The sequence below is a fragment of the Paenibacillus sp. sptzw28 genome (assembly GCF_019550795.1).
Lineage (GTDB): Bacteria > Bacillota > Bacilli > Paenibacillales > Paenibacillaceae > Paenibacillus_Z.
On record NZ_CP080545.1, the window covers coordinates 4,682,610 to 4,707,633 of the forward strand.

Annotated in this window: 20 protein-coding genes; 7 read left to right on the forward strand and 13 right to left on the reverse strand. The window is 51.4% G+C overall.

Going from position 1 to position 25,024, the window contains the following annotated elements; genetic code table 11:
• Nucleotides 1-17: 17 nt before the first annotated feature.
• From pfkA to KZ483_RS21450, 3 genes are read right to left on the reverse strand one after another with little or no spacing between them, the layout of a single operon-like run.
• A complete protein-coding gene (pfkA, locus tag KZ483_RS21440) occupies nucleotides 18-986 on the reverse strand; it encodes a 6-phosphofructokinase (protein WP_220349559.1) in 969 nt (322 codons plus the stop codon).
• Between the two features lie 39 nt (nucleotides 987-1,025).
• Nucleotides 1,026-2,105 (reverse strand): tetraprenyl-beta-curcumene synthase family protein, encoded by a 1,080-nt coding sequence (locus KZ483_RS21445; protein WP_220349560.1) that lies wholly within the window; start codon nucleotides 2,103-2,105, stop codon nucleotides 1,026-1,028.
• Between the two features lie 27 nt (nucleotides 2,106-2,132).
• Nucleotides 2,133-2,450, reverse strand: coding sequence for a hypothetical protein (locus KZ483_RS21450; protein ID WP_220349561.1), 318 nt, complete (start codon nucleotides 2,448-2,450; stop codon nucleotides 2,133-2,135).
• 209 nt (nucleotides 2,451-2,659) lie between these two features.
• Between KZ483_RS21450 and KZ483_RS21455 the strand changes: the two genes are divergently transcribed.
• Complete coding sequence (locus tag KZ483_RS21455) at nucleotides 2,660-3,871, forward strand: MFS transporter (protein WP_220349562.1); 1,212 nt, start codon at nucleotides 2,660-2,662, stop codon at nucleotides 3,869-3,871.
• 66 nt (nucleotides 3,872-3,937) lie between these two features.
• On the forward strand, nucleotides 3,938-4,585 hold the full coding sequence (locus tag KZ483_RS21460) for a nitroreductase family protein (RefSeq protein ID WP_220349563.1): 648 nt from the start codon (nucleotides 3,938-3,940) through the stop codon (nucleotides 4,583-4,585).
• 22 nt (nucleotides 4,586-4,607) lie between these two features.
• Here the strand turns inward: KZ483_RS21460 and KZ483_RS21465 are convergent, their stop codons facing one another.
• From KZ483_RS21465 to KZ483_RS21485, 5 genes are all read right to left on the reverse strand, one after another.
• Entirely contained in the window at nucleotides 4,608-4,880 is a 273-nt protein-coding gene (locus KZ483_RS21465; protein WP_220349564.1) for a hypothetical protein, read from the reverse strand.
• 181 nt (nucleotides 4,881-5,061) lie between these two features.
• Nucleotides 5,062-5,790: a YebC/PmpR family DNA-binding transcriptional regulator gene (locus tag KZ483_RS21470; protein WP_220349565.1), complete on the reverse strand. Its 729-nt coding sequence runs from the start codon at nucleotides 5,788-5,790 to the stop codon at nucleotides 5,062-5,064.
• 235 nt (nucleotides 5,791-6,025) lie between these two features.
• Nucleotides 6,026-12,016, reverse strand: coding sequence for a LamG domain-containing protein (locus KZ483_RS21475; RefSeq protein WP_220349566.1), 5,991 nt, complete (start codon nucleotides 12,014-12,016; stop codon nucleotides 6,026-6,028).
• Nucleotides 12,017-12,312: 296 nt separating this feature from the next.
• Nucleotides 12,313-12,510, reverse strand: a complete 198-nt coding sequence (locus KZ483_RS21480) for a cold shock domain-containing protein (protein ID WP_220349567.1) — start codon at nucleotides 12,508-12,510, stop codon at nucleotides 12,313-12,315.
• Between the two features lie 75 nt (nucleotides 12,511-12,585).
• Nucleotides 12,586-13,287, reverse strand: a complete 702-nt coding sequence (locus tag KZ483_RS21485; protein WP_220349568.1) for a class I SAM-dependent methyltransferase — start codon at nucleotides 13,285-13,287, stop codon at nucleotides 12,586-12,588.
• Between the two features lie 186 nt (nucleotides 13,288-13,473).
• Here KZ483_RS21485 and KZ483_RS21490 point away from each other — a divergent pair, with 186 nt between their 5' ends.
• The 3 genes from KZ483_RS21490 (at nucleotide 13,474) to pepF (ending at nucleotide 15,958) form a co-directional block, all read left to right on the forward strand.
• Entirely contained in the window at nucleotides 13,474-13,707 is a 234-nt protein-coding gene (locus KZ483_RS21490) for a hypothetical protein (protein ID WP_220349569.1), read from the forward strand.
• 104 nt (nucleotides 13,708-13,811) lie between these two features.
• Nucleotides 13,812-13,991, forward strand: a complete 180-nt coding sequence (locus tag KZ483_RS21495; protein ID WP_220349570.1) for a hypothetical protein — start codon at nucleotides 13,812-13,814, stop codon at nucleotides 13,989-13,991.
• Nucleotides 13,992-14,167: 176 nt separating this feature from the next.
• Nucleotides 14,168-15,958, forward strand: a complete 1,791-nt coding sequence (gene pepF, locus KZ483_RS21500) for an oligoendopeptidase F (protein ID WP_220349571.1) — start codon at nucleotides 14,168-14,170, stop codon at nucleotides 15,956-15,958.
• Nucleotides 15,959-16,058: 100 nt separating this feature from the next.
• Here the strand turns inward: pepF and KZ483_RS21505 are convergent, their stop codons facing one another.
• Entirely contained in the window at nucleotides 16,059-16,817 is a 759-nt protein-coding gene (locus KZ483_RS21505) for a ThuA domain-containing protein (RefSeq protein ID WP_258881367.1), read from the reverse strand.
• 419 nt (nucleotides 16,818-17,236) lie between these two features.
• Between KZ483_RS21505 and KZ483_RS21510 the strand changes: the two genes are divergently transcribed.
• A complete protein-coding gene (locus KZ483_RS21510; RefSeq protein WP_220349572.1) occupies nucleotides 17,237-17,680 on the forward strand; it encodes a gluconate 2-dehydrogenase subunit 3 family protein in 444 nt (147 codons plus the stop codon).
• Nucleotides 17,664-19,346, forward strand: a complete 1,683-nt coding sequence (locus KZ483_RS21515; RefSeq protein WP_220349573.1) for a GMC family oxidoreductase — start codon at nucleotides 17,664-17,666, stop codon at nucleotides 19,344-19,346. Before KZ483_RS21510 ends, KZ483_RS21515 begins: the two co-directional genes overlap by 17 nt.
• Before the next feature lie 137 nt (nucleotides 19,347-19,483).
• On the opposite strand, the gene KZ483_RS21520 is transcribed toward KZ483_RS21515, so the two are convergent.
• From KZ483_RS21520 to KZ483_RS21535, 4 genes are read right to left on the reverse strand one after another with little or no spacing between them, the layout of a single operon-like run.
• On the reverse strand, nucleotides 19,484-20,365 hold the full coding sequence (locus KZ483_RS21520) for an ABC transporter ATP-binding protein (protein ID WP_220349574.1): 882 nt from the start codon (nucleotides 20,363-20,365) through the stop codon (nucleotides 19,484-19,486).
• A 3-nt stretch (nucleotides 20,366-20,368) separates the two neighbouring features.
• Complete coding sequence (locus KZ483_RS21525) at nucleotides 20,369-23,251, reverse strand: ABC transporter permease (RefSeq protein WP_220349575.1); 2,883 nt, start codon at nucleotides 23,249-23,251, stop codon at nucleotides 20,369-20,371.
• Between the two features lie 34 nt (nucleotides 23,252-23,285).
• Nucleotides 23,286-24,323: an efflux RND transporter periplasmic adaptor subunit gene (locus tag KZ483_RS21530; protein WP_220349576.1), complete on the reverse strand. Its 1,038-nt coding sequence runs from the start codon at nucleotides 24,321-24,323 to the stop codon at nucleotides 23,286-23,288.
• The gene (locus tag KZ483_RS21535; protein WP_397376223.1) at nucleotides 24,307-25,023 is read right to left on the reverse strand and encodes an ABC transporter ATP-binding protein; all 717 of its coding nucleotides are present in this window, start codon (nucleotides 25,021-25,023) and stop codon (nucleotides 24,307-24,309) included. The genes KZ483_RS21530 and KZ483_RS21535 overlap by 17 nt, the downstream gene beginning before the upstream one ends.
• Nucleotide 25,024 lies beyond the last annotated feature (1 nt).

The window sequence follows — 25,024 nt, forward strand, 5'->3', positions numbered from 1 at the left end:
TAAGGCTTTTATGTTGATTATTGTGATAAACGAAGTGCAAGATTGTACAGTTCCATGTTGAACGGTTTTTTCGTGCTTACCACTTTCTCGATATCCGTAACGGTTAGTTCTCCCCTTATAATGCCGCAAGCTTTGCCGGAATCGCCCTCCATGAGCTTACGAACCGCAAAGTCACCAAGCTGACTGGCCAAAATTCGGTCATTGTGCGTTGGATTGCCGCCGCGTTGGATATGACCGAGCACGGTAACACGCGGTTCCAAACCGCATTCATCCGTTAACCCCCGGCCAATCTGATCGCCCGTGCTTGCGCCCTCGGCCACTACGATAATACTATGCCGTTTGCCCGCCATGAAATTTTCTTTCATCCGGTTTGCCACTTCTTTGATATCAAAAGGCACTTCAGGTACGATAATTGTCTCCGCGCCGCTTGCAAGTCCTGCGAACAAGGCAATATCCCCGCAGCGGCGGCCCATAACTTCAACGATCGATGAACGTTCGTGCGAGGTCATCGTATCGCGCAGCTTATTGATTGCGTCGACCACGATGCTGACCGCCGTGTCGAAGCCGATCGTAAAATCGGTGAACGGAATATCGTTATCGATCGTGCCCGGCAAGCCCATCGTTTTAATACCCAGCTTACTGAGTTTATTCGCGCCTTGATAGGAACCGTCTCCTCCAATGACGACCAGGCCGTCGATACCCCGCTCGCGAAGCACCTCGGCACCCTTACGCTGGCCTTCCTCGGACAGAAACTCTTTGCAGCGGGCGGTTTGCAGAATCGTTCCTCCGCGTTGAATTATATCCCCAACGCTGCGGAGATCCATTTGTCTTAAATCGTTGTTAAGCAGCCCCTGATACCCCCGTTGGACCCCGTAAACCTCCAATCCATGGTAGAGTGCGCTGCGCACTACCGCCCGCACGGCCGCATTCATACCCTGCGAATCGCCGCCGCTTGTAAGAACGGCAATAGATTTCACTTCCGACATGTCGATCCACTCCTCTTTTTGTCTCTTCAAAGCTGTATATTAAGATTGCTGCATCCTGATCCAAACACTGTTCCCCCAAAAAAATAACCGCGTTAAGGGGCTTTTTCTCATCAAATGCTTGGATACGCGCCTTACGTCGTCTTGTTCCCTTACCTTCGGGTCGGACAAATACAAGGCCAGCAGCCCTTCTATAATCATGCGGTGAAACCCCGGCGCGGGAAGCGCCTGAACATCCCGGCGAGCACGTCTGGCGATCTCGCCGATTCGCTCCACAAGCCTGGACTGATCGTCATAATAGTTGCAGAAATTCAAATCGCCGCCTTCGCGGTCTTCTTCCTGATCGATTAAATAATCGAGCATGATATGAAGACTGCATATATGAGGAAAGTAGGCGTCCCGAATCATTATAGCGTCCGACACCGTCAATCCTTCTTCGGCCGCGGCCAGAAATAACATGAACATACCGAGCGTTGAACCGGTGGCAGCGGCGAATTCATTCCAGTGCAAGCCCGGAACCTTGTGGCTGTGCTTCTCCCACCAGGCTAGCAGCAGCGGTTCGCGGCGGTCCTTCACGATATGCTTGTACACCTGCAAATCCCCGTACAAGCCTACGAGCTCGGATACAAATGGCTGAACGCTGGCATAGGAAGGAAGCCTATTCACGCACGATTGGCATGTGCGTACCAGCTCATGCAAATAACCGCCGTCTTCGCGCTCGCTGCGCAGCGCATAATAGTCGCGAAGCGGCGCATTCGGGTTTACGGCATCCAGCATCGACTGATGAAGCAGCCGGAAGTCGCCCTCGTCCAGCGAAGTGCTGCGGTCGCATAAGTTATCCAAATAGTCGCTTATTGTCTGCAAGGCGACAATGAGCGGAATCAATATATGACGCTTGCCTAAGTTGGCCGCGGCATATACGCCCCCTCCTTCGCAGTGAAACTGCTTGTTGGTCATGCTTGCAAGAGCCTGCGTCCTCAATTCCGTGTCTGGAATAAGCTCCGCGATCGTCCGCAGACGCCGAAGCTCCGATCTGACTTCCGGCAGCACATATTTATAAACCCGGTACATAAGCAGTACGGGCGTTCTCGGCACATGGCGAGCACGAGCTGGCATCGGCATTGTTGGCGCCCTCCTTGACACATTCCTTTAGGAATGGCGCCGCGTTTCAATCTCCTGATTGATGCGGTACCAAATATGCAAATCGTTAATGCGGCTTGCCAGTTCCGCAATATCGGCATTTATTGTACAGGAAGTCTCGAAATCTTCTTCCTCGTTTAATTGCGCCTGTTTCGTATTAATTAAGCGCTCGAGCGCAAAAACCCGGTCCGGGATGGTACCGCGAATAACTTCCCAACGGGTAACGATATCCGCTTGCTCTTGATCGTTGTAACACTCCCACTCACGATTCAGTTCGGGCAGCGCGATACCAAGCCGTTCGTTCCATATGAAAAATTGGTTCACCATGTAAAACCCCCAACCAATAATGTACCATTTCAGAACGCACAAATCCAGAGCGAAATCTTGTTCGTTCGGTTCGTTTACACAATCTGGAAGAGGTGGTTTGAGTTCGGGTGTCATTTATTGCCACCGTAAAGTTCTGCACTCTGCAGCGCCCTCATCCGTGCTATACTGATGTACAAAGTAATGGATATGGATATGGAGTGACAGAGATTATGGGTTTATCAAGTTCCGGTTCGGGGCCAACCGCAGCACTTACGGGGGCCGTGAAATCGTCTACCGCTTCTAAGGAAGCAAACCTGCTGAGAAGCTTCAGCTTTGCCGTGTATATGACACAAGCGATTGTCGTCTCGTATTTTCCTCTCTACTTCCTCGACCGGGGGTTTTCGGCTTCCCAAATCGGAATTATATATGCCACCGGACCGTTTATCTCCGTTTTTGCCAATCTGCTGTTTGGTGCCGCCAGCGATAAGTACCGCACCATCAAGAAAATATTAGTCTCTTTATTAATCGGACAGTTCCTCATGGTATCTTTGCTTTTTTCAACCGACTCCTTTATACTCATTTGCTTTCTCATGCTTGCCTTTTATTTTTGCCAGACGCCGATGAATCCACTAAGCGACAGCCTCATCCTTCTGTCCAGCCAATTTACGGGTACGCCTTATGCGCTCGTCCGCATTTTCGGCTCGCTGGGCTTCGCTTTTATGGCCTTCTTCATGGGGCAGCTTCTGAGGTTCACCGGGTCCTCATCCACTTTGATTTTCTGCCTGTGCAGCGTAGGGATTTCCTTCATGTTCTCGCTTGGGCTTAAAGACTATCAGGGATCGCTGCGAAAAATTGAATTCTCCGGCTTTTACAAGCTGCTGCGTAAGCCTGAGATCGTCGCCTTTTTCGTCCTCATATTGATAATTTCGATCTCTCACCGAATGTATGAAGGTTTTCTGGCCGTAACGCTCCGGGAAATGGGAGCCAGCGATTCACTGGTCGGCATTGCCTGGTTAACTTCAGCGGTCAGCGAAATTCCGGTATTCTTTCTGCTCGGCAAATACGGGCATAAGTATAAAGAGCTGCCGCTGCTGGCAATAGCGAGTCTTATGTATGCGATCCGGTTCTGGCTGATCAGCGAAATTACGTCGCCCGTCTGGATCCTTCCGATCCAGGCTATGCACAGCGTTTCGTTCGGCATATACTTCGCTACGGCACTGCGCTATTTATCATCTATTATACCGGACGAGTACCGCTCCTCGGGCCAGGCCGTTTATGCCGTCGTATGGACGGGTTTTGCCGGTATTATAAGCGGTACGGCCGGCGGCGCGGTTTTCGAGCATTTTGGCAAAAGCGCCTTCTTCCAATTGGCGATGACATTGGCGCTTGTCGCCTCCGTGAGCTTCCTGGCGAAACATTTTATTACCCGGGCGAGCGGATAAATCCTGCCTCTTTTCTGTTGCAAAAGCGGGAGGTTTCACTATAATGAGGGAGGGAGTGATAGAGAGATGAATTTTGAATCGGTAAAAGTGCTGATCCATGAACGCCGAAGCGTTCGCAAATTTACGGACGAGCCCGTCACAACGGAGCAAATACGCGAATTAATCGATTGCGCTCGCTATGCGCCAAGCGACACGAACTCGCAAACCTGGAAATTTGTCGTGATAACGAATAAGACGAAAATAAAAGCGATAGAAGATCTGACCTGGGTTCAGCTCCATTCCCGGGCAGAGCGTGCGGAAGCGCAAGGGTTGAACAAGGAAGCGAGGCTGCTCCTGAAATCATTCGGTCCTTATGCGACGGCTTTCTCCGACGCGCCTGCGTTAATCGTATGCCTGGCAACGCCGTATGCTTCAAAATTCCGCGACCGGATATTCGATCCGATCGGCCTGGTCGGTGACGAAGTATGGCGGGAGGAAGGAATCAAGAGCAGCTGCCTGGCTGCACAGAATTTAATGCTGGCCGCCCATGCAATGGGTCTGGCTACCTGTCCGATGACCGGTCCCGTGCTGCTTGCCGAGAAGCAGCTCAAGGAATATTTGGGCATCGAAGAGCATCTCGATGTGAATATGGTCATCGCTCTCGGGTATCCTTCGGAAACGCCCGGCAAGCTGCCGCGCAAAGAGATTGATGAAATATTGACGATCGTGGAATAGCCTTTGCATTAAGGGGAGGCCTTCAGTGGATGAATTCACTTGAAGGCACTCCCCTTATGCATGGAAGAACGGCTATCGGCCCGGACGCCTGCCCGCCGACCGTTGAAGCCTTGATGGATGTCCTGGCCAATAGATGCATACTCGTATAACAAGCCTTCAACACCCCCTCATCATCTGTGGCGGCGGCCTTAATGCTTAGCATGAGAAAAGCGATCGTCACGCCAAGCATGATTGCGCTAAACAGAAGATGAAGAGTAAGAAGCCACTTCCTTGCAACTATTGATATTCTGTTCACCTTATACAAGCCCCTCTGCGATCTTTGTATTTGATTGTAGACCGCAGATGTTGACTCCGCTTAAATAAAAACTAAAGAAAGTATAAAAAAACCTTCAGGCCTCTCGTATGTTGACCATACGAAGCCGGAAGGCGTTTTTCATGAATCCTGTTTGTGGTGATTAAGCCGGTTTTAACTCGTCTTATACTTCGTCTTCGATCTCGAAGTTCGCGAAAACGTCCTGAACGTCTTCATTGTCCTCGAATGCATCCATCATTTTCAGCAGCTTCTCGGCATTCTCGCCTTCCGCTTTGACCGTGTTTTGAGGCAGCCAGCGCACTGCGGCGCTTGTGAAGCTGTAGCCTTCTTTCTCCAGAGCGGTCTTTACCTGTTCGAATTCGTGCGGATGAGTAAGAATTTCATAGCTGTCCTCATTCACGATAACATCCTCCGCACCTGCCTCCAGCGCGAGCATAATCATGGTGTCCTCGTCCGTCTCGTGATACTCACGGTCCACGACGAGAAGCCCCTTCTGGTCGAACATATACGAAACGCAGCCGCTCTCCCCCATATTGCCGCCGCGTTTATTGAATATGGAGCGGACGTCGGCAGCTGTCCGGTTGCGGTTATCGGTCAGGCAGCGCACCATGATGGCGACGCCTCCGGGGCCGTATCCTTCGTACATGATTTCTTCGTAATCGACGCTATCGGCGCTTCCTGCCGCCTTCTTGATTGCACGCTCGATATTATCGACCGGCATCTGTTCGGCGCGAGCCGCTGTGATGGCGGTTTTGAGCGCAAAATTGGATTCGGGGTTCGGCCCGCCTTTACGTGCATGTACATAAATCTCGCGTGCCAGCTTGACGAATTTATTATTTTTAGCCTGATCGGCCTTCCCTTTACGGTCTTTAAACAATTTAAATTTAGGCATTAAGATCGCTCCCCTGACGTTTAATTCCAATGATCAGTTTAACATCACTTTCACCTTTCGGTCAAAGCATAGTCCTCCTATTCAGATTATCGGTCCAGATCGCAAACGGTTAAAAAGCCGCCAGAAAATCCGAGAACAAAAAGATCACCCTCCACCTGGCCAATAGGGCCAATCAGAGGGTGATTGCTGTTTACGGGAATCAAGTAAGCCAGTTCGAGTTATTGCTCGCTGCCGATCAAGTCGATAACGGCTTCAGCGACTCAATCGCATTCAGCAGGTGTGCAGCCGCATTGTCGATTGTCGCTTGATCCGCATCGGCGGGCAGTGCATTCGCATACGCGACCGCTTCATCAAGCGCTTGCCGGCTCTCTTGTGTATACTGCGTTTCATCGAGAGCGGCAGCTTCCGCCAGCAGCACCGTGACAAGGCTGTTGTCAATCCATGGCTTCGCCGTATTGTTCATTGCCGCCTGAATTTCTTCTGCGCTCAGTACGTGATTATAGACGCGGAATTCGTCGATCAAACCGTTGAACAACGGATCAGGCCATTGGCTCTTGCCGATGTAGTTTACTTTTGGTTTGAAATCACTCGGCTTGATGGTGACATTGCTATTGGTTGCCTTCAATTCGCCGTTCACATACAGCTTCGCCGTGCCTCCGCCGACAGTGACCGCCACATGCACCCAATGATTGACAGGCAGCTTCGACGTTTGGACGGCTTGTTCGCCGCCGCCGTCCTTGATCGCGAAACGCATCACATTGCCGCTGGAACTCGGCGTCAGGAACAGATATTGATTGGTGTTGTTCCCGAAGTCGAAGATACGCTGCCACGCATTTCCGCCTCTCCAGTTGACCCAAGTCGCTACGGTTACGGCATCGGATGTGGACAAAGCGTGCCAGGAAGGCAGCGTGGCGAAGCTATTGATGCCGTTCAGATCGATCGCCTGGCCAAACTTGCCTTCCGTATAAGCCGGTGTACCGTCTACGGTTGCATGGGTTCCCCCGAACGCATTCTCCGCATTGCCTTCAAACGAATAGAGCGACATCGGAACCGGGACCAGCAAACCTTCGGCTTGCTCGCCGATCCGCTTCAATTCATTCAGGTACGTATAGTAGCTGCCCTTCGTGTAGTTTACAGGTTCGCCGATGTAATTCCTGGCCGTTCTCTCGCTTTCCAGCTTGAACGGGGCGGTCGCCGTCACATACAACGTGCCTGGCGCTATGCCGATTTGTGGAACGCTTACGGTTGCGTACGTGCTTTCGGTAACGGTTGCGGCGCCAAGAAGCGCCTCGGTATCCGAGGAGTTCCGGTATACCTTCACAACGGTTCCAGCCGCAAGCCCGGAAACTTGAACCGTATCCGCCGTTCCTTCCGCATTATTGGTTACATTGATATCGGATGCGGTAAGCGGTGCCGTGATGTTATCCGTCTTGTATTTAACAATCAATTCAGCTGCGAATTGTCCCGGGACGCTCGTACCGGAAGTATATTCTTTCGTAAGTGGATTTACTTCTCCGCTCGGAACAGACAGCAGGAACGTCGCTCTGGTGCCTTGATTCGCTTTGGCAATCTCCGTCACGTCCAAATTCCAGGTTCCGTTGATGCCATACACCGTATTGGCGCTATCAGGAGTTATGACAGCCGATGCATTCGGTCCATCGAAGAAATCAAGAGCCGCTTGCGTGCTTCCGCCAAAATACCCGGCTTTCAATTCGGCTCCTAGCGTACCGCCGGCACCCGGTTCTTTCCAGTCATCCCACTCGATATGGTGCGCCCGCAGGGTAGCCGATCTTGTGTTGGCCCGATACATCTTCAAGGTAACGGACTCGATGGCTTCATCCTCCAAATCCGGAACGTTGTTAAAGGTAACGATGCCGAATCTTTTATTCCCTTCCTGTGTCCCGTTGGATAGAATAGTAAACTGATTGAAGTCGCCAGGTGCGGTGGTGTTAAACCGCAGCGTGGCATCTTTCTCCGCCTTCAGGTTAATAAGCCCATTCTCGCCCGGGTACGACTTAGCCGTTCTGGCGCTCTCCATCTTGCCGGGAATCGTCGCGGATACGTATAGAACGCCGGATTCCGAGCCGATTTGCGGAATCTTAACGGTTCCGTACGTGCTTTCCGTTACCGTTGCGCCGAGTACTTCGAGATCCGTTGGCCTGCGATATACCTTCACGACAGTGCCCTCAGGCAGACCCGACACTTGGATCTCATCGTCCAGTCCCTCAAGGTAGTTGTTCACCTTGATCGACGATACGTGAGGCGCAGGCGTTTCGTCAGGCGGATATACTGCATTGGAAAATCCGAGCACCAATCCGTCCGCAGAGATCGCTGCAATTTTATATGCCGGGAAATCGTCGAAACCCGGTCCGACGTCCACATGCGACAACAACGGAGTTTCCGAAACCAGACCAGTCCACGGGGAGTTGTCCTCAAGTTCCAAGGTGCCTGGCTTAAATACCGGATCAGTTAGCGCAGCTTCCGTGTCATACGTGCGGAAAAGGCTGAACTTGACCGCTTGCTTCGGTTTATTCCAGGCAAACTTGACGCTGCTGCCGTCCCTTTGCACATAGGGATATATTTGTCCGCGCGGCATTTCTTCTACGGTTACGCCGCTGAAGCTTGCATCTTTGGCCGCAGCGACACCCGCATAGACTGCATAAGGGAACGGGGTAAATATCCGCTTCACCATTTGCCATTTCACGCCTTCTCGGGACACATAGGCGTGAATGAAATGCGAATCGTAGTCGCGAACCAGCTTCAGATACGGATAATCTTCCGCGCGAAGTCCGATCAGCATTGCATTCATCGGGCTTTTCTTCTCTTCTGAGAAGGCGTGGCGGGAATCCCTTGTCCGGTTCTGCAATACAAGATTGCCGTCCTGATCGGCGCCGAAATAAATATACCGGGTATTGTCCTGCAGCTTATCGCGCATCATGATGCCGCTTGCGCTTCCGTTCCAGCTGTCCAGCTTCGCACTGACGGCGCTGCTTCCGGCAGCCGCTTGGTTTACAAAATGCAGCCAATCCCGGATATCCCGATCGTAGATGATCAGGTCGTTGCCTTCTCCCAGGCCGTGGCCGTTCGCGCCGGTAATCGCGATGCTCGAACCGGACACCGCCGCTTTGCCCGCCGTCGTGCCGATGCGTTCGTCACGCCATGCCATGCCGGGCAGTCCGGACACCGGGACAGTCAGAGTAACCTTTGCCCGATAGGATTCATCTCCCGCTCCAATCCCGTTCACAGCGGAAACTTTATAGTAGTACACTTTGCCGTTTTGAACCGTGGAATCTTTGTAGTAGTTCCCTTTTACCCCTGTAGCAATAACCGCGTACTTGCCGTTTTCCGTTTCCGATCGGGTAATGGTGTAGGATTGTGCACCGGCCGTCGTTTTCCAGGTAATTCCCGCATAACCGTTTCCGGCCAACGCGCTTGCAAAATCAACCGTATCCGGTTCCTTGTCCCTTTGATAATCGGACGTTAATTTCAACACCATTGCCGTCTTTGGCGATACAGTCACTTTCCCGGTGCGCGCAATCGGAAGCTGCTGACCGGATACGAGATCAAGGACGGTTGTTCCTTTATAATCCGTCGGTATTTTGACCTCGAAGGATCGTTCGTTTCCATAAACGCCGCGGGTCGTATTGAAAATCATGAAATACTTCCCGTACCTTGCGGTCAGCAAATCCGGGTAACCGGCGTAAGGCGTGTCCGCCTCGAAATTGTCGCGGTCCGTCTTGCCGACGCCGGACTGATACGTGATCGGAATGATTTCTCCCGCCGTCGATTGCGGTGCCGTTGCGCCGTTCGTCAACTGGTCTTCGAAGAAAATCATGTCGATATTGTCCATGCGAATCCAATAGTCCTGATATTGATATTTGCCGTCGGTCGCAATTTGGACGATGTGGTCGTAATTATCGCCAAGAACGTGCAGTCTGCCGTTTGCACTGTAGCCTTTGTTAAGCTCGTTCAGGTTGCCGAACATTCTGAAGTCGCCATCCCGCAGCGAGATGAACATATTGTCGACGTCCGCCCAGGCAAACTGCTCGTAATCGGCCGGGTTTACGCCAAGCGCCGCAATTTCACCTTCCGTATAGTAATCGAAATCCGTTTGCGGAAGAACGGCTCCCGCCGCTACGCTGTCAAACCGTTCGTAATCGTCGCGGGTCTCCGAAATGTACTTATACGTCTCCGCCAGATGGTAATCCTCTCCGCTATTCGTGCCTCTGGTTCCGAAGGTGAAATTGAACAGTTGGTGATCCGCAAGCTGCTGCTGCGCGAAACCGACCGCTTCCTTCGCATACTGCCAGTACTCGTTCCATTCCGGGCCGCTGTACCTTTGCTCGTTGTGAACCATCTCCATTTCCAGAGATGCGTACTGCATCGCCATCCCGGTTGAAGTTCTCGCACCATACGCGTAGAAACCTGCAAAAGCCGTGTTCCGCTCATCCGTGACTTGTTCCGCTCTCATAATTCGTTTCCCGCCTTCATCCACACCCATGTACCGGGTAAACCCGCGGGCATGCATGTTTTTCAATGCCAGCTTCAGGATTTGATCGTTCAATTCCTCATCGCCGGGGTGGTTTAACGTTTTGTAGAAGTACTTCAAAAGGTAATTGGCCGCCTCGCCGTAATTGGCGACATATCCGTTCTCCCTTGTCTGCCCCGCTTCCGTCAGGCCGGTGTAATGCTCGCCGTACGGCAGCCGCCTGACGACGTTCCCGTTCGCATCCAGCTTGCTCTTCGCGAGTCCTTTAGCGACAATTTGCAAGTAATCTTCCGTGAACCTGGCCGTCTGGTCATGATAGAACAAGGAATGGTACAAATCCAATTCTTCGCCGTTCGTGCCGACCAGCACTTCTTCTCCTAGGAACGGTTGCCCCCCTACCGCTTCAAGAAGAATCTGATGGCTGCGCTCTTTTCCTTCAAAGAACGGAGAGCCGATCAGGCGAAGACCTTCGTGCGCTTCCCATGCGCCTTCATACGTGTACAACACTTGATTATAGATATAGGACAATCTGGAACGGGCAAAGTCAAAATTCGCTTTCAACACGCGCTCCCACGCTTCACGGCGAGTTAATTCGCCGCCATTCCAGTCTACTCCCGCAAGCGAGTACAGTCCGTCGAGCGTTCCCGTCACAAACGGCTGATCGAGGAATGCGTTGAATGCCGCCTCGCCATAGATGGCGTCGTCCTTGATGAGCTGTTCGACAATATACAACGCCTCGCCTAATGCGCCATAATAGCCGCCCCAGTCGCCTTGATGACCGCCCCTTGTCACCAGCCTGATATTGCCATAGTAATCTTTGACATGGTTGTCGATCACTTTGAAAATACGTTGAAGCGCCGCCTTCTTCGCTTCCGCCGTCTTGGCAGGAGACCAGTCATATTGGAGCGCATTCGCATAAAACCGCAGATCGTCCTTATACCGTTCAATCGATAATTTGGCATTCGGGCTGCCGTCTATTATAGCGGAATACGAACTGAACGTATTGACCATGTTTAACATATATTGGTCAACGATGGCTTGCTTCTCTGCATCCGTTATATCGTCTCTTAGATAGGAGTTTCCTTCCTTGAGCTTGGAGCCCTGCACCTCGCCGGACACATCCAGATAGGCTTCGTTATGCGTATACGCGTTGTAATACCCTCTGGACGGCTGGTCCACGTTCGTGCCGAAGTTCCCGCTATACGTCCTTACCGTTATTTCGACAGTATTGCGCCCGTGTGTATGCTCGAGCGGAAGCAGCGTCGTACAGTAATAAAACCGATTCGGCAGCGCGCCGCTTGTCCCCATCTCGAGCGCCTGGTAGTCGCCGACGCGGCGGTACCCGATCTGCTCCCCGTTAATGTACACCATCGTTTTGTAGCTTGATGCATCGCTCCCCCAGAACTTAACGGTGAAATAGTTTTGGGCAGTCGGGTCGACCTTCATCGTAAAAGTCATTTCCCCGCCCTGGATATCGGCCGGAGTGCGCGGAAGCGCAACCCGCGTGGATTCCCCTAACGCACCGATAACTGCGTTTGTGTAATCACCCTTGAACCGGTGTGCCTGCTCCGATTCCGGGTTCCCGAATATCATCTCGTCTAAAATGCCTTTCGTTATTTCTTCCTCCTCAGCCATAACTTCGCCGGATCCGATCGCCCCTGTCACCGGCATTGCAATTGCAGCGATAAGAACCACAATCAAGATTCGCCTCGCAAGTCTGAACACATTGGTCTGCATTCATCTACCTCCCTATGTTTTGAAAGAACCAGTAACGACATATATACATTCGGTCACATATTCTTTTCGGTCCCCTCTCCATATTCGAATGGCATGAATGCGTTTACATCCGATGCTGATAATCAGGTTATCACGGATAGAAGCTTATAGAAACGTACTTTTTTAAGCTTCTACCGCGTGTTTTTTAAGAGATTCCTAGAGATAGCGCCCATGCTGGGCGCACACAAGAAAAACCCGACAACAATTTGTCGGGTTTTGTATACGTTCGAGACTGGATTATTCGATTACGTCAGATTCTACAGCTTGGTGACGTTGGCAGCTTGCGGTCCCCGGTTGCCTTGTGTGATCTCGAATTCAACCGCTTGACCTTCATCCAAAGATTTAAAGCCTTCGCCTTGAATTGCCGAGTAATGAACGAAAACGTCTTCTCCATTCTCAACTTGAATGAAGCCATAACCTTTCTCTGCGTTAAACCACTTTACTGTTCCTTTCAATTGAACAACCTCCTAAAATAACGTCGTTTGAACGACGAGTATTCCCAGTATACACCTTTTCTGGGGCTGAAGCAATTACACGTTAATAAGTAAGCCATGCTCCGATCCCGGTATGAACGGCAGCTTCGTCGCAAATAACTCTGCGGACCCGCCGTTTTCCCGGACGACCTCAAGCAGCTGCTGCAATTGCGGGTACGGTTCCCACTTCAGCGACATCAGCGGATAAATTCGGATGCTTCCTCCCGGCCGGCATACACGCATCATCTCCAGCAGGGAGCGCTTATGGAATGAGAAATCAAATTGCTCTTCATACAGAAACAAAAAGTGGCTGCACAGGACGAGCGAAAACCGGTTATCCGCAAAAGGCAGCTCAGGCAGGCTGCCTGCCGAATAGCAGGACGCTCTGGCTTCCTCTTGTGTGAAATGCGCGGCGAACCGCTTCAGCGATACCTCACGAGCGGCGCGGTGTTTACTTATATCTCCATAGTATGTCAAGTCGAGTTGATCGGTTAATTGCTCCAGCTTTTTCGTAGATACCGCAATTTCTTGCTCCGCTTCAGAAATGAGAAGATCCGGCGCCATAGCATAGCGCGGGTCGGCGGCAACCGCCTGCAGACCTCTCTCCCTGGCGTCCGCGGTAAAGGAAGATCCTCCAGCCGCAATGTCGAGTACCTCTCCTGCGCGCAATTCGTTTTCCGGCAAATCAAACATTTTGACATATTCATCGAAATTCCTGCATGTGACGGCTACTCCCGCCTGCTCATACCTGTTCTTCAATACTTTCCTCTCCTCTGCTCAGCTCTTCTCTTCCCATCTCCGCTAAACTATCCTTGCAATTCCAGCTGCCCTGCCCGCATATGCAGCGAAACAGTTTCCACATTCTATCATGATTTTCATTTGATTTCTACCCCTGAATATGGCTATGATTGAAGGATACGACATGATTATGGAGGGAATACCGGTATGTTTAAAAAAGTTCAGATCTATAAAACGGACAAGTACAATATGCTGACCGTGGAAGTACAGGGAAAAACCCTGATTGTCCGTGAAATATCCGACCAATGGGGCGAGGAGTGCCATACGTTCGTCAGCCGTCCGGAAATGCTGCATTGGGCAGTAAACCGGTTTCGTCCGGAAGATTACATTGGGCGCGAAGAAGAACGGGAAGCGATAATAGAGGGTTTTCGCTCGGTATAACCGTAAGAACTTTCCGGATATTTGAAGGAAAATTCATCCTGTATATCGAACACATAACTTTACGGGGCTTTGAATAGGTTGCCTTGAGGGGAGCGTTAGCATAGGTGGATACGACAGCAACGATTATTTTCATCATCGCGGCTTTTGCACTCGGTTTTCTTGTTATAACTCAGCGGAACAACATTCCCGCAAGCCTGCGAAGAGGGATCGCAATCGTCGCAATCGTATTTATTGCGTTTGCCTTTTTCCTGATTGTTTACAGCTTGACGACAATGGGGTCATAACGAGGCCTTCCGCGGGCAAGACTAGGGTCAAACCGTACATGGGAGCGTGATCCTTCGTGAAATGGCTGCCAATCGTTTTGTCCCTGTCTCTGCTGCCGGGAAACGGTGCCACGCAGTACTTGCCTGCGCCCGGTTCCGCGGCCTCGACTACTATACACCAACCGAGGAGGATTCCGATGAACCACGTACCGAAACGTTCTGAGATCGCACCGGAGAACAGCTGGAAGCTGGAAGACTTGTTTGCGAGCCAGGCTGCCTGGGACAAGGAATATTCGCAGGCCAAGGAGCTGATGAAGAAAGTCGAAGTCTTCCAGGGCAAGCTCGCAGACCCGAAAGAGCTCAAAGCTTGCTTCGAGCTTGAGGACGAGCTCTCGCTCCACGTAGAGAGGCTGTATGTGTACGCCAACATGAAGCATCACGAAGATACGACGGAGCCTTCATATCAGGCTTTATCCGAAAAGTCAAAAAAGCTTAGCGTCGAAACCGGAGAGACGTTATCCTTTATTACGCCCGAGGTGCTGAGCCTCGCGGATGCCGAGCTCGACGCGATGATTAACAACCCGGAACTGGCCAAATACCGTCACACGCTCGAAGAGATGCGCCGTCAGAAAGCCCACATTTTGTCCAAAGCGGAAGAAGCGCTGCTTGCCGGAGTCGGAAACGTCAGCCAGGCGCCGGGCACGATATTCAGCATGCTGAACAATGCCGACCTTAAATTTCCGAAGGTCAAGGACGAGAACGGCGAAGAAGTGGAACTGACACAAGGCCGATACATACAATTTCTTGAGAGTAAAAATCGCGAAGTCCGCGAGAGCGCGTTTAAGGCGATGTATGAAACATACGGCAAATTAAAAAATACGATCGCTTCGACGCTGAGCGCGAACGTCACGAAAAACATTTTTTATTCGCGTGCCCGCAAATATCCGTCCGCGCTGGAAATGTCTCTGTACGGTGACAACATTCCGAAGACTGTATACACGAATTTGATTGATACGATCCATAAGCATTTGCCTTTAATGCACCGCTACATGGAGCTGCGCAAGAAGCTGCTCAAGCTCGATGAGCTGCATATGTACGACCTGTTCGCACCGCTCGTGGAAGAGTTCAAAATGGACATCACATTCGAGCAGGCCAAAGGAACCGTCAAAGAAAGCCTTAAGCCGCTGGGCGATGATTATTTGAGCGTCCTGCAGGAGGGCTTTGAGAACAGCTGGATCGATGTATACGAGAACGAAGGCAAGCGGAGCGGAGCGTACAGCTGGGGCGCCTTCGGCACGCATCCCTATGTCCTTCTGAATCACAAAGACAACCTGAACAGCATGTTCACCTTGACGCATGAGATGGGCCACGCCCTTCACTCCTACTACTCGGACAATAATCAGGACTATCGGGACGCGCAGTATACGATCTTCCTCGCTGAGGTGGCGTCAACACTTAACGAAGCGCTTCTGATGGATTATATGCTGAATAAATCTACGGATCCAAAGGAAAAAATGTACCTGCTCACTTACTATGCGGACCAGTTCCGCACAACGGTGTTCCGCCAAACGATGTTCGCCGAGTTTGAGAAAATCATTCACGAAAAAGCGGAGCAGGGCGACTCGCTCACGCCGCAGGACCTGAGCAAGATTTACTACGACCTGAACAAACAATATTACGGGCCGAATATGGTCATCGACAAAGATATCGAGATGGAGTGGGCGCGTATCCCCCATTTCTATACGAGCTTCTATGTATACAAATACGCAACGGGCTTCTCGGCCGCAACGAGCTTCGCGAAGCAAATTCTCGAAGAAGGCGCTCCCGCGGTAGATCGCTATCTGGGCTTCCTTAAGAGCGGCGGAAGCGACTACTCGATCAACATTCTGAAGAAGGCCGGCGTGGACATGTCGACTCCGGAACCGATTGAACAGGCGATGAGCGTCTTTGAAGAGCTTATCACCCAAATGGAGCAGCTGACGAAATAGCGAGGCGCCCGTTACAAAAGAATCAACATAAAGCAGCAAGCCCGCCGGAATAAGCGGGATTGCTGCTTTTTTGATGCTCAGCTATTCAACTGCACTTGATTCACCTGGAGGCCCAAAGCATTCCCCGTTTCATCATCGTCAGCACTTGAGGCATGGTTACAATGTCCAGGGAGTGACCCAGAGCACAATAAAAAACCCGTCCTCTACCGTATTTTTTGGTCCATACCACAGGCATGATTACTTCTCTCCAAACCTCCGGAGGATGCACCTTCCCGAAATAGGTCGTTGCAAGCACCTCATTCGCAGGGTCAACAAGCATGTAATATTGTTCGGTGGTTACGACAAAATCCTCTATTCCCGACATGATGGGATGATCCCGCTGTATGATGTGGACCTGATAGGTGATTCCAGCACCCCCCGGGTGGGAGAGAAATTGACCGCCAACCATTTGCTGGTACTCTATCTCGCAGCGAAAGGCATCTCCCATACCGCCGTGCATCCCGGCCACTCCTGTTCCATTGCTTACAGCATCAAGAAAGGAACGAAGCTGCTCTTCGGTAATCGTTCCCGCGGTCCAATTGGGCACGATCAAATCAGTCCGCATTATTTTTTCCCGGTCAAGCAATACGTCTAAGGTATCGGAAATTTCGACGCTGAAATTTTCTTCTCGCAACAAACCGGCCAGAATTTCCGCAACCTCCCTGGGGCGATGCGGCGGATATCCGCCTTGCAGAATTAACGCCTTCTTATTTCTGCCGTAATTATTTTGGTATCGCTTGGACCTGATATTTATTTTCAATGAAATATTGTTCATTTTCATCATCTCTCCGCTGATGTCATCAGTATCTAATACGGCCATTATATGTGTCCGCCAAGCGATGTGACATTAGCGTATTAATTAATCGGTATACTCTGCCTTTCGTTAGAGTGGATAAGACGTACTCCACCCATTCCGAAATGCTTTCCTCCCCTCCGAGCAAAAATAAATTCGCTCTTTCGCGCCTAATGATCTCCGATTTCGTTGCATACGGAATATAGCCGGTTCTTGTGACATACAGAACGGGGAATTTCGGTAATACCATTATTTCACCGTATATTTCGGGCAGTTGATGTATAGGGACAATAAGCAGATTCATCTCGAAGGGCTGATATATTCTCGCATAATCCGCAGCTTCCTCAAAAGTATTTTTGTTCACTATGGTCACCTCGATACATCATATGCCCGCTGCCGCGATATATTTGAATGTGTATGAATTTATTGATTAAGGGGGAAACGGATTGGTTTCCAATGAAGAGATTGAAATGATCAAACTATTGACTGAAGCCATTTTCCCCGGGGCCAACCAGGCAAGAGTATACGAGTTTATTTTACGCGATATGAAGAGCAATCCGTTTTTTATAGAACGCTATCGTGAAGGATTGACCGAATTGGACGAGGCGGCGAATGACGTATACCGGTCGAAGCTGCTTGAGCTTAACGGCAGTCAACTAACCGGTTTACTGACCCGGTTTGAAAACAGCGCTTTTTTCGAACTCATAAGAGACCATACGATGGAAGGAATGTTCAGCGACCCGATATACGGAGGCAATTATGAAGCGCTTGGCTGGCGCTTGCTAGGCTATGCGGGCCCGACCTTTCATCCGCCGGAGACCATAGGGCAAACCAGTCTTCCGACGGTTTACTATTCGCTTGAAGGGATTGCTTATGAAGAAAAAACCTGATTACGATGTAATTATCGTCGGGGCCGGCGCGGCCGGCGGGATTCTCGGCAGGGAGCTGAGCGATGCGGGGTTATCCGTTTGTATTCTGGAACGCGGCCCGATGGTGGAGACAAAAGACGTATCGATGGATGAGCTGCGGTTTCCGATTCGCGAGAATCTCCTGTGGGCTACGCCAAGGGTAGCGGGTATGACATGGCGTCCCAACTCGCGTGCTGCGACGCAAAGAGTATTCCCCCGTATCCCTGAGCTGCTTGACGGATGGGGACCTGGCGGAAGCATGAATCACTGGGGAGGCGCAAGCTGGCGGTTCGAGCCAACCGTCTTTAACGCTCTGGATGTGTGGGGACAGGTTCCGGACGGCGCGATTGCCAATTGGCCGCTTTCTTACGAGGATCTGGAGCCTCATTATACCAAGTTTGAATACCGGCTCGGTGTTTCCGGTGACGCGGCTCAGATGGTGAACGAGCCTCCCCGAACAGCGCCGTATCCTCTGCCGCCGCTTGAGCAAGGATATGCGACGAATCATTTTGCGCAAGCCTGCAGGCAGCTGGGATACCGGCCGTTTCCAATGCCGGCAGGCATTCTGACGCGCGATTATCAAGGTCGGAAACGTACGGGCTTCTGCGGCTTCTGTATGGGCTACGAATGTACGGTAGATGCGAAATCAAACACCAGAGTGACCGAAATCAAAGAAGCGCAGAAAAATCCGAATTTCACACTCCTTACGGACCGGTATGTATTCAAAATTACGATAAGTTCTTCGCAAAGGGCTGACGGTGTCGTTTGTCTTGATTCGGACGGAGTCTCCCATGAACTCACGGCCAGCATTGTCATTGTTGCGGCCAACACTCTGTACAATGTATGGCTGCTGCTTTTATCGCGGGACCATTATGCTCCGGACGGCATAGGAAATCAGTACGGCCAGGTTGGAAAGTACTTCCACCAACATCCGGCGTTCGGTGTCTTCGGTTTATTCGACGAACGGATGAATGTACATATCGGTCCATCTCATACTGTGATGGCGGTTACCGATTATATGGAAAACCGATTTGATCATACCGGGCTTGGATTCGTTATGGGCGGCTTTTTCTTCGGAGCGCACCCGGCAGGAGCGTCGGGACAGCCAATTGAATTCGTCAAATCAATTCCGCGGCCGGAAGGAGTGCCGGGCTGGGGGCCTGGATTTAAAGAGTTCGCAGCACGAACCTTCAGTCATTATTATATGATTCTGACGCTCCTGACGGATCCGCCGATGCTATACAACTTCATTGATCTGGATCCCCATGCGAAAAACCAGCTCGGCTTTCCCCTTCCAAGACTTACTTTCGACTGGAGTGCGCAAAAAAACAGGATGCATCAGTTTTTTCGTCCGAAAATAGTCGAGGTGCTGCAGGCAGCCAGAGCTGAGAACATATGGGGCGGGACCGATGTGCAATTCCCGTGGCGGCTGTCTCACCCGAGCGGCGGAACGAGAATGGGCGAGGATCCAATGCAATCGGTCACCGACCGCTATGGGAAGGTCCACGGTGTGGACAATTTGTTTGTTGCCGGCAATTCTTTATTCCCTACGATGTCCGCATTTAATCCGACAGAGACGATAGGGGCTCTCGCCTACTGGCAAGCCGATTATATTAAGCAAGCGGTGCTGAAGGGCAATCTCATCTAGCTTACTCATATCTACGAAATGAAGCCTCCGGCTTCCACTTTGTCAGTGGTTTCGGAGGCTTCAGGAATGGATATATGGATGAATCACTCATTTGAGCGGCCATCGGCTGGAGTATCGTACGCTTGCGGGGAATAGAGTTAATTCTCCGGTGGATAAAGTACGATTCGGCCTCCCTCCATCTCAACCCGCACCTTGTTCTTCTCTTTAAATTCTTCGGCCTGCAGATAGGGTGCCGGAATTTGCAGCCGTCCCGCTTTGTCGATGACGGCATATTCCACATGGCTCTCTTCTTCCGGGAAGATTCCGCCTCTCTCAAGCTCAGCCAGTTCTTCGGCGTAAGACTGGCGGCGAATAATTTCCGACGAAGTTTTGCCGTCTCGGATCGCAACGACGCGATCCACCTTCCGCGCGAGCAGCGGGTCGTGCGTAACGATGACGACCGTAATGCCTATATTCCGGTTCAGCTCACGAAAGAGGTCGAGTATTTGATTTGACATTTTCGTATCCAGCGAACCCGTAGGCTCATCGGCCAGCAGCAGCTTCGGCTCGTTTGCAAGCGCGATCGCAATCGCCACGCGCTGCTGCTCTCCGCCTGAGAGCTCACTCAGCCGGTTCTTGATGCGGTGGCTGAGGCCCACCGCATCAAGGAGCTCAAGCGCCCGAAGCCGCTTTCCACGGCCTTTCAGCAGGATAGGCAGCTCGACATTCTCCAAAGCGGTTAAGTACGGAATCAGGTTCCTTGCATTGTTTTGCCAGACGAAGCCCACGGTTTCGCGTTTGTATTTGACAAGGTCGCGTTCCGTGAATTTGAGCAGATCTTTCTCGTCCACAAGCAGCTTCCCGGCAGAAGGGCGGTCAAGGCCGCCCAGCATATTGAGCAGTGTCGATTTCCCGCTGCCGCTGTTGCCGATTATTGCCATTAGCTCTCCGGCTTCAACATGAAGGTCCAATCCCTGCAGCGCGACGACTTCAAGGTCGTCCGTCTTATAGATTTTTACAAGTCCGTCGCAATGAATCATCGTCTACTCCTCCCCGAGCTTGAGCGCCTGAGTAATCTTCATTCGTGACACCCGCACCCCTAGTACGGCGAGTCCGACAGCCAGCATAACGCCGACGACGCTGTACAGCTGAACGTAATCGCTCAGTCGATGAATAATTTCAAACGGCGGTACCTGCTCTGACGCATTGAACGAAAGCTGGAAGAGCGGCACGAACAAATCGCTTACCAAGTTGCCGATAAAGACCCCCATAAGGACTGCGGCGGCCGAGGTCAGCAGCTGCTCGCTCAAGAGCATGCCGATTATTTGCATAAACGATATCCCCATCGCGCGCAGTATGCCGAACTGAAGCGTCCGACCGGCTAGCGTGAGTACCCAGAACAACAGGAAGCCGAATAAGCTGATCATCATGGAGATGACGAAGCCAAGCGTCATTACGCCGTTTATCGCAAGACGGAAAGGGTCGTTTTTGGAACGGATGAGCATTTGGTTCGCGTCTACAAGCTCTTCAACCGGAATTTCCTTCTTCTTTAAATCTTCGTATATAACTTTGCTGGTCGCGCCTTCCTTCAGTTTAATCCATACATCATACGGCTCCAGAGCGAGATGATTTTGGATGTAGGGCAAATGCCCGACAATTAAATTCGGACGACTTACGCCCTCATCTGCCGAGTCAGTGGTGCCGCCGACAGGCAGCGGGTTCCAGCCGGGCCAATAATCGATAATTCCGTATACGGTAAATCCGGCGCTGTCCAGACCGTCCCATCTTAACGAAATCGGGTCTCCGGGCTTTACGTTATACTTTTCGGCCACAGAGCGTGATATAAGCACAGCTTTCGGATCGGAAGCCATCAAATTAAGATAACTGTTGATATGGTGATCCAGCAATCCTCCACGCATCCACGCGACATGTCCGAAATCGAATGTATCGATGCCGTATAAGACAGTTTGGTCGTCACCGCCATTTACGCTGAAGCTGGCGTCCGGCTTGCGGAATACGCGGGCAGCCGTGTCGACGCCGGCTAATTCTCTCATCTTTATAAATGACGGTTCCGTGTAAGTAACGATCTTTGGGGCGATTGCCGCTGCCCCGGCGTCTTCTCCGGTCGGCGGGCCGTTCTGCATCGGCGGCGGCGGCGCGTCATTATCCCAATGGATTTTTAACTGAATATCCGCGCCGGTCGAATAATGAATTTTATCCTCCATATTGCCGTTGATCGTGCGGGCCGCATTGGCACTGAACAGCCCCATGGCAACGGTCATAATGAGAAACACCTTTATCGTCAGATATTGAGAGGACGAACGACTGATTTGCAAAAGAGTGGAATAAAGAGCCGGCGTCCACCACTTTCTGCCAACCCAATATATGAGTTTGATCAGCCAAGGATAAATTCGCAGGGCAAGCAAACCGCAGCCAAGTGCAAACAGCGCCGGCATAAAGAACAGCAGCGGATCCACCTGCAGCGCGTTCGGGTCAAGCGCGAGCTGCTTAAGCTCATCCAGTCTTTTGTTGAACCCGACCAGCAAATAGACCGAAACCGCAAGCAATATGATATCAAGAAACGTTTTATGCCAGAACGACAGCCGGTTAGCACGGGCAAGCTGCTGCTTGTGGCCGACAATTGAGATGCGGGTCGCCAGAAATGCCGGTACCAGAATGAGAATAATCGAGCCTAGAACCGCCGCTATCGCTACTTTATACGACGCGCTGTTCAGCGCGACATCAAGCGAAGACCGCTGAACGAATTCAAGGAAGCCATTCGAAGCGCCGAGTATTTTCGTAAAGTAAACGCCTATGAATGGTCCTGCGGCAAGCGCGAGCAAACCGAGAATTACGCTCTCCACGGCAAAAACGAGCATGATCTGCAGACGGCTGGCGCCGCGGCTGCGGAGAACCGAAATCTCCGTTTTCTGACGTTCGATGATAAGATTAGCCGCCATGTACAAGTAGAATGCAAGCATGAACATGACCGGCGAATACAGGGACCACAGCATGACATCGAGCTTATCTTTCTTTTCAATATACGAGCTGATCGATTCCTTGGCAGGGATATCGACAGAAGAGATTCCAAGTCTCAGGTTAAAATAATTATTCAACCTCTGACTCTGATCAATAAATGAAGGAATATTGTCGATCTTCAGCTGCTCGTAATTGAGCGAATACTGCCATACAATGCCCGAAAGCCGCAGAATGCCGCTGGGCTCCACAAAGTCTTTTTCGAACCGTTCAAAAGGAATATAGAAAGAAGAATTATACTGCTCCACGGTAAATTGATCATAAGCATTATCCGTCTTCGACTCGACAAGTCCGACCGGGATAATTTTGATTTGTTTACCTGACTCTCTGTTGGTATAAATAAATTCTTGGCCGAGGTCGCGCTTTAAGTCGATCAAAAACTTCTGCGTGACCACCGCTTCATACACACCGTCGTTTCGGTTCGGATCGGGAAAACGGCCGTCAATGAGGCGCACCCGCTTCTCCAGATCGGTTACCGTCCGGAAACTCCCTGTAAGATTCAGCTCCTTCTTCTCCCGGTCCGAGGCGTCCGCAGGGAGAAAGCGTATTGCCTGGGTCGACCGCGCAATCATAAACGATTGGGCGCTCAGCCCGAACCGCGCCGGCGCATTTTCCATATAAGTATCCGCTTTGGCAATCAAGCTGCGGATTTGCTGGGGAGTCCTGTCTCCGCTTGATACGGAAGTTGCAACGCGCAGCAGACCGGGGTAAATGTTCTGATCCTTCTGCAGCTGCTGAAGCTCCTTATAGAGCGTCCGCTGCAATATTGCGTGTGAATATAGCGGCATTGAGCTGAACAAAGCTACGCATATCGTTAAGCCAAACCATAAATTAAGCTGAAGCCAACGATTCTTCGCCATCTTCCGAAAAATCATCGTCCATAAGGCCATCGTTTCACCTCTTCTTCAATCGACCAGAGCCGGACTAGTTGTTCAGTATAACCTGCTGACCGGGTTCCAGCCCCTTCACAATTTCAACTTCCGTAGACGTCATAAGTCCCGGTTCGACGTCGACTTCCTTGCGGCGGTCCCCTTCCAGCACCTGTACGTAAGTTCGGCCGAGATAGGTGCGCAAGCCGCTCCTTGGCAGAACAATTACGTTATCCTTCTCTTCCAGCATGATCCGAATGTCGGCGCTTTGACCCAAGGCAAGCTTATCGTTAGGCGTGGACAAGCCTACATACAACAGTTTGGCATTACGTTCCGCCAGCTCCTTGTTATCGGTAAACGGCGCACTGGACGGGGCTTGAAGCACTCTGCCCTTCAGCTTCTGATTATCCACCGTGATTTCCACATCCATATGAAGCTGAATTGCGGAAATCGTCTTCGGGTCCTCCGCTTCATAGACCAGGTAAATCTGTTTCGGGTCGGAAACGCTTACAATCGGTTTATAACCTGTAATGCCGTCCCCGGGTTGAATCGTATCCTTAAACGAGACAATTCCATCGATTGGCGCCGTTAACCGTGCGGATTCCATCTGTTTCTCAAGCGCGTCGAGGAGGATTCTCTCCCGCTGGGCATCAATTTCACGAAGCCGTATTTCATCCTTGTCGGTTCCGGATTGCTTGACTCGCATATATTCGAGATTGGCGCGCTCGAGGCTCAGCTTCTGCAGCTTGATACGTAAATCCAAATCGCCCATATCAAGCTCGGCTAGCAGCTGGCCTTCTCTCACGGTATCGTCCTGTTTCACATAGATATCTTTCAATCTTCCGTTATCGCTGTAGAAGAGCGGAATATTCCGGCTGGAGGCCACGATCGCAGTCCCCGAGAAGAACCGTTCGATCCTCCCCTTCTTCGCTTCAACCGAATCGAATTTCTCCTGGGCCGGCTTTACAAGCGGAGGCTGCAGCTCCTTCTGATCCTGCGGCAGCAGCGAACAACCCGATAATAATGCTGAAGCAAGTAATATGACCGATGATTGCTTGAATAACAGTCTGCGGCGTTTACGATTTCGACCCAACGACAATTTCTCCATCCTCCAATGCAATGACGTGGTCGACGATTTCCATAATTCCGGGATCGTGCGTCGTCATAACGACTGTCATTCCCCGGCGTTCGACCAAGTCACGGAATACCTTGATGACCTGCAGTCCCATTCGGCTGTCCAGCTCGGCGGTAGGCTCGTCCGCCAGCAATAATACCGGCTCGTGTGCGATGGCGCGGGCAATGGCGACTCTCTGCTGCTCGCCGCCGGACAGCTCGGGCGGCCGGTGCTTCATCCGCTGCTTCATGCCCACCCACTCCAGCGCCTTCTCCGCCCGCTCCTTATTCAGCTTCTTATCGGCTCCAGCGATGCGCAAGCCGAATTCAACGTTCTCATAAGCCGACATAAGCGGAACCAATCCGAAGGCCTGAAAAACAAGGCCTATCTGCGACCGTCTCCACGCGCTGCGTTGTTTCTCCGGCAGGAACGAAAGCTCTTGCCCGTTAAATAAAACACGGCCTTCGGTAGGCTGGTCAAGGGCTGCCAATAAATTTAGCAGCGTCGTCTTGCCGGAACCGGACCGGCCTTTGAGGGCAACCATTGAACCGCGGGCAATATCCAGGTGAATATTTTTAACGGCGGTCACCGCTGTTTCGCCTCGCCCAAACACCTTCTTTACATTCACAGCACGCAATATCGGCTCGTTTTGGTTGGGGAACGAGGCTGCCGTTTCGATC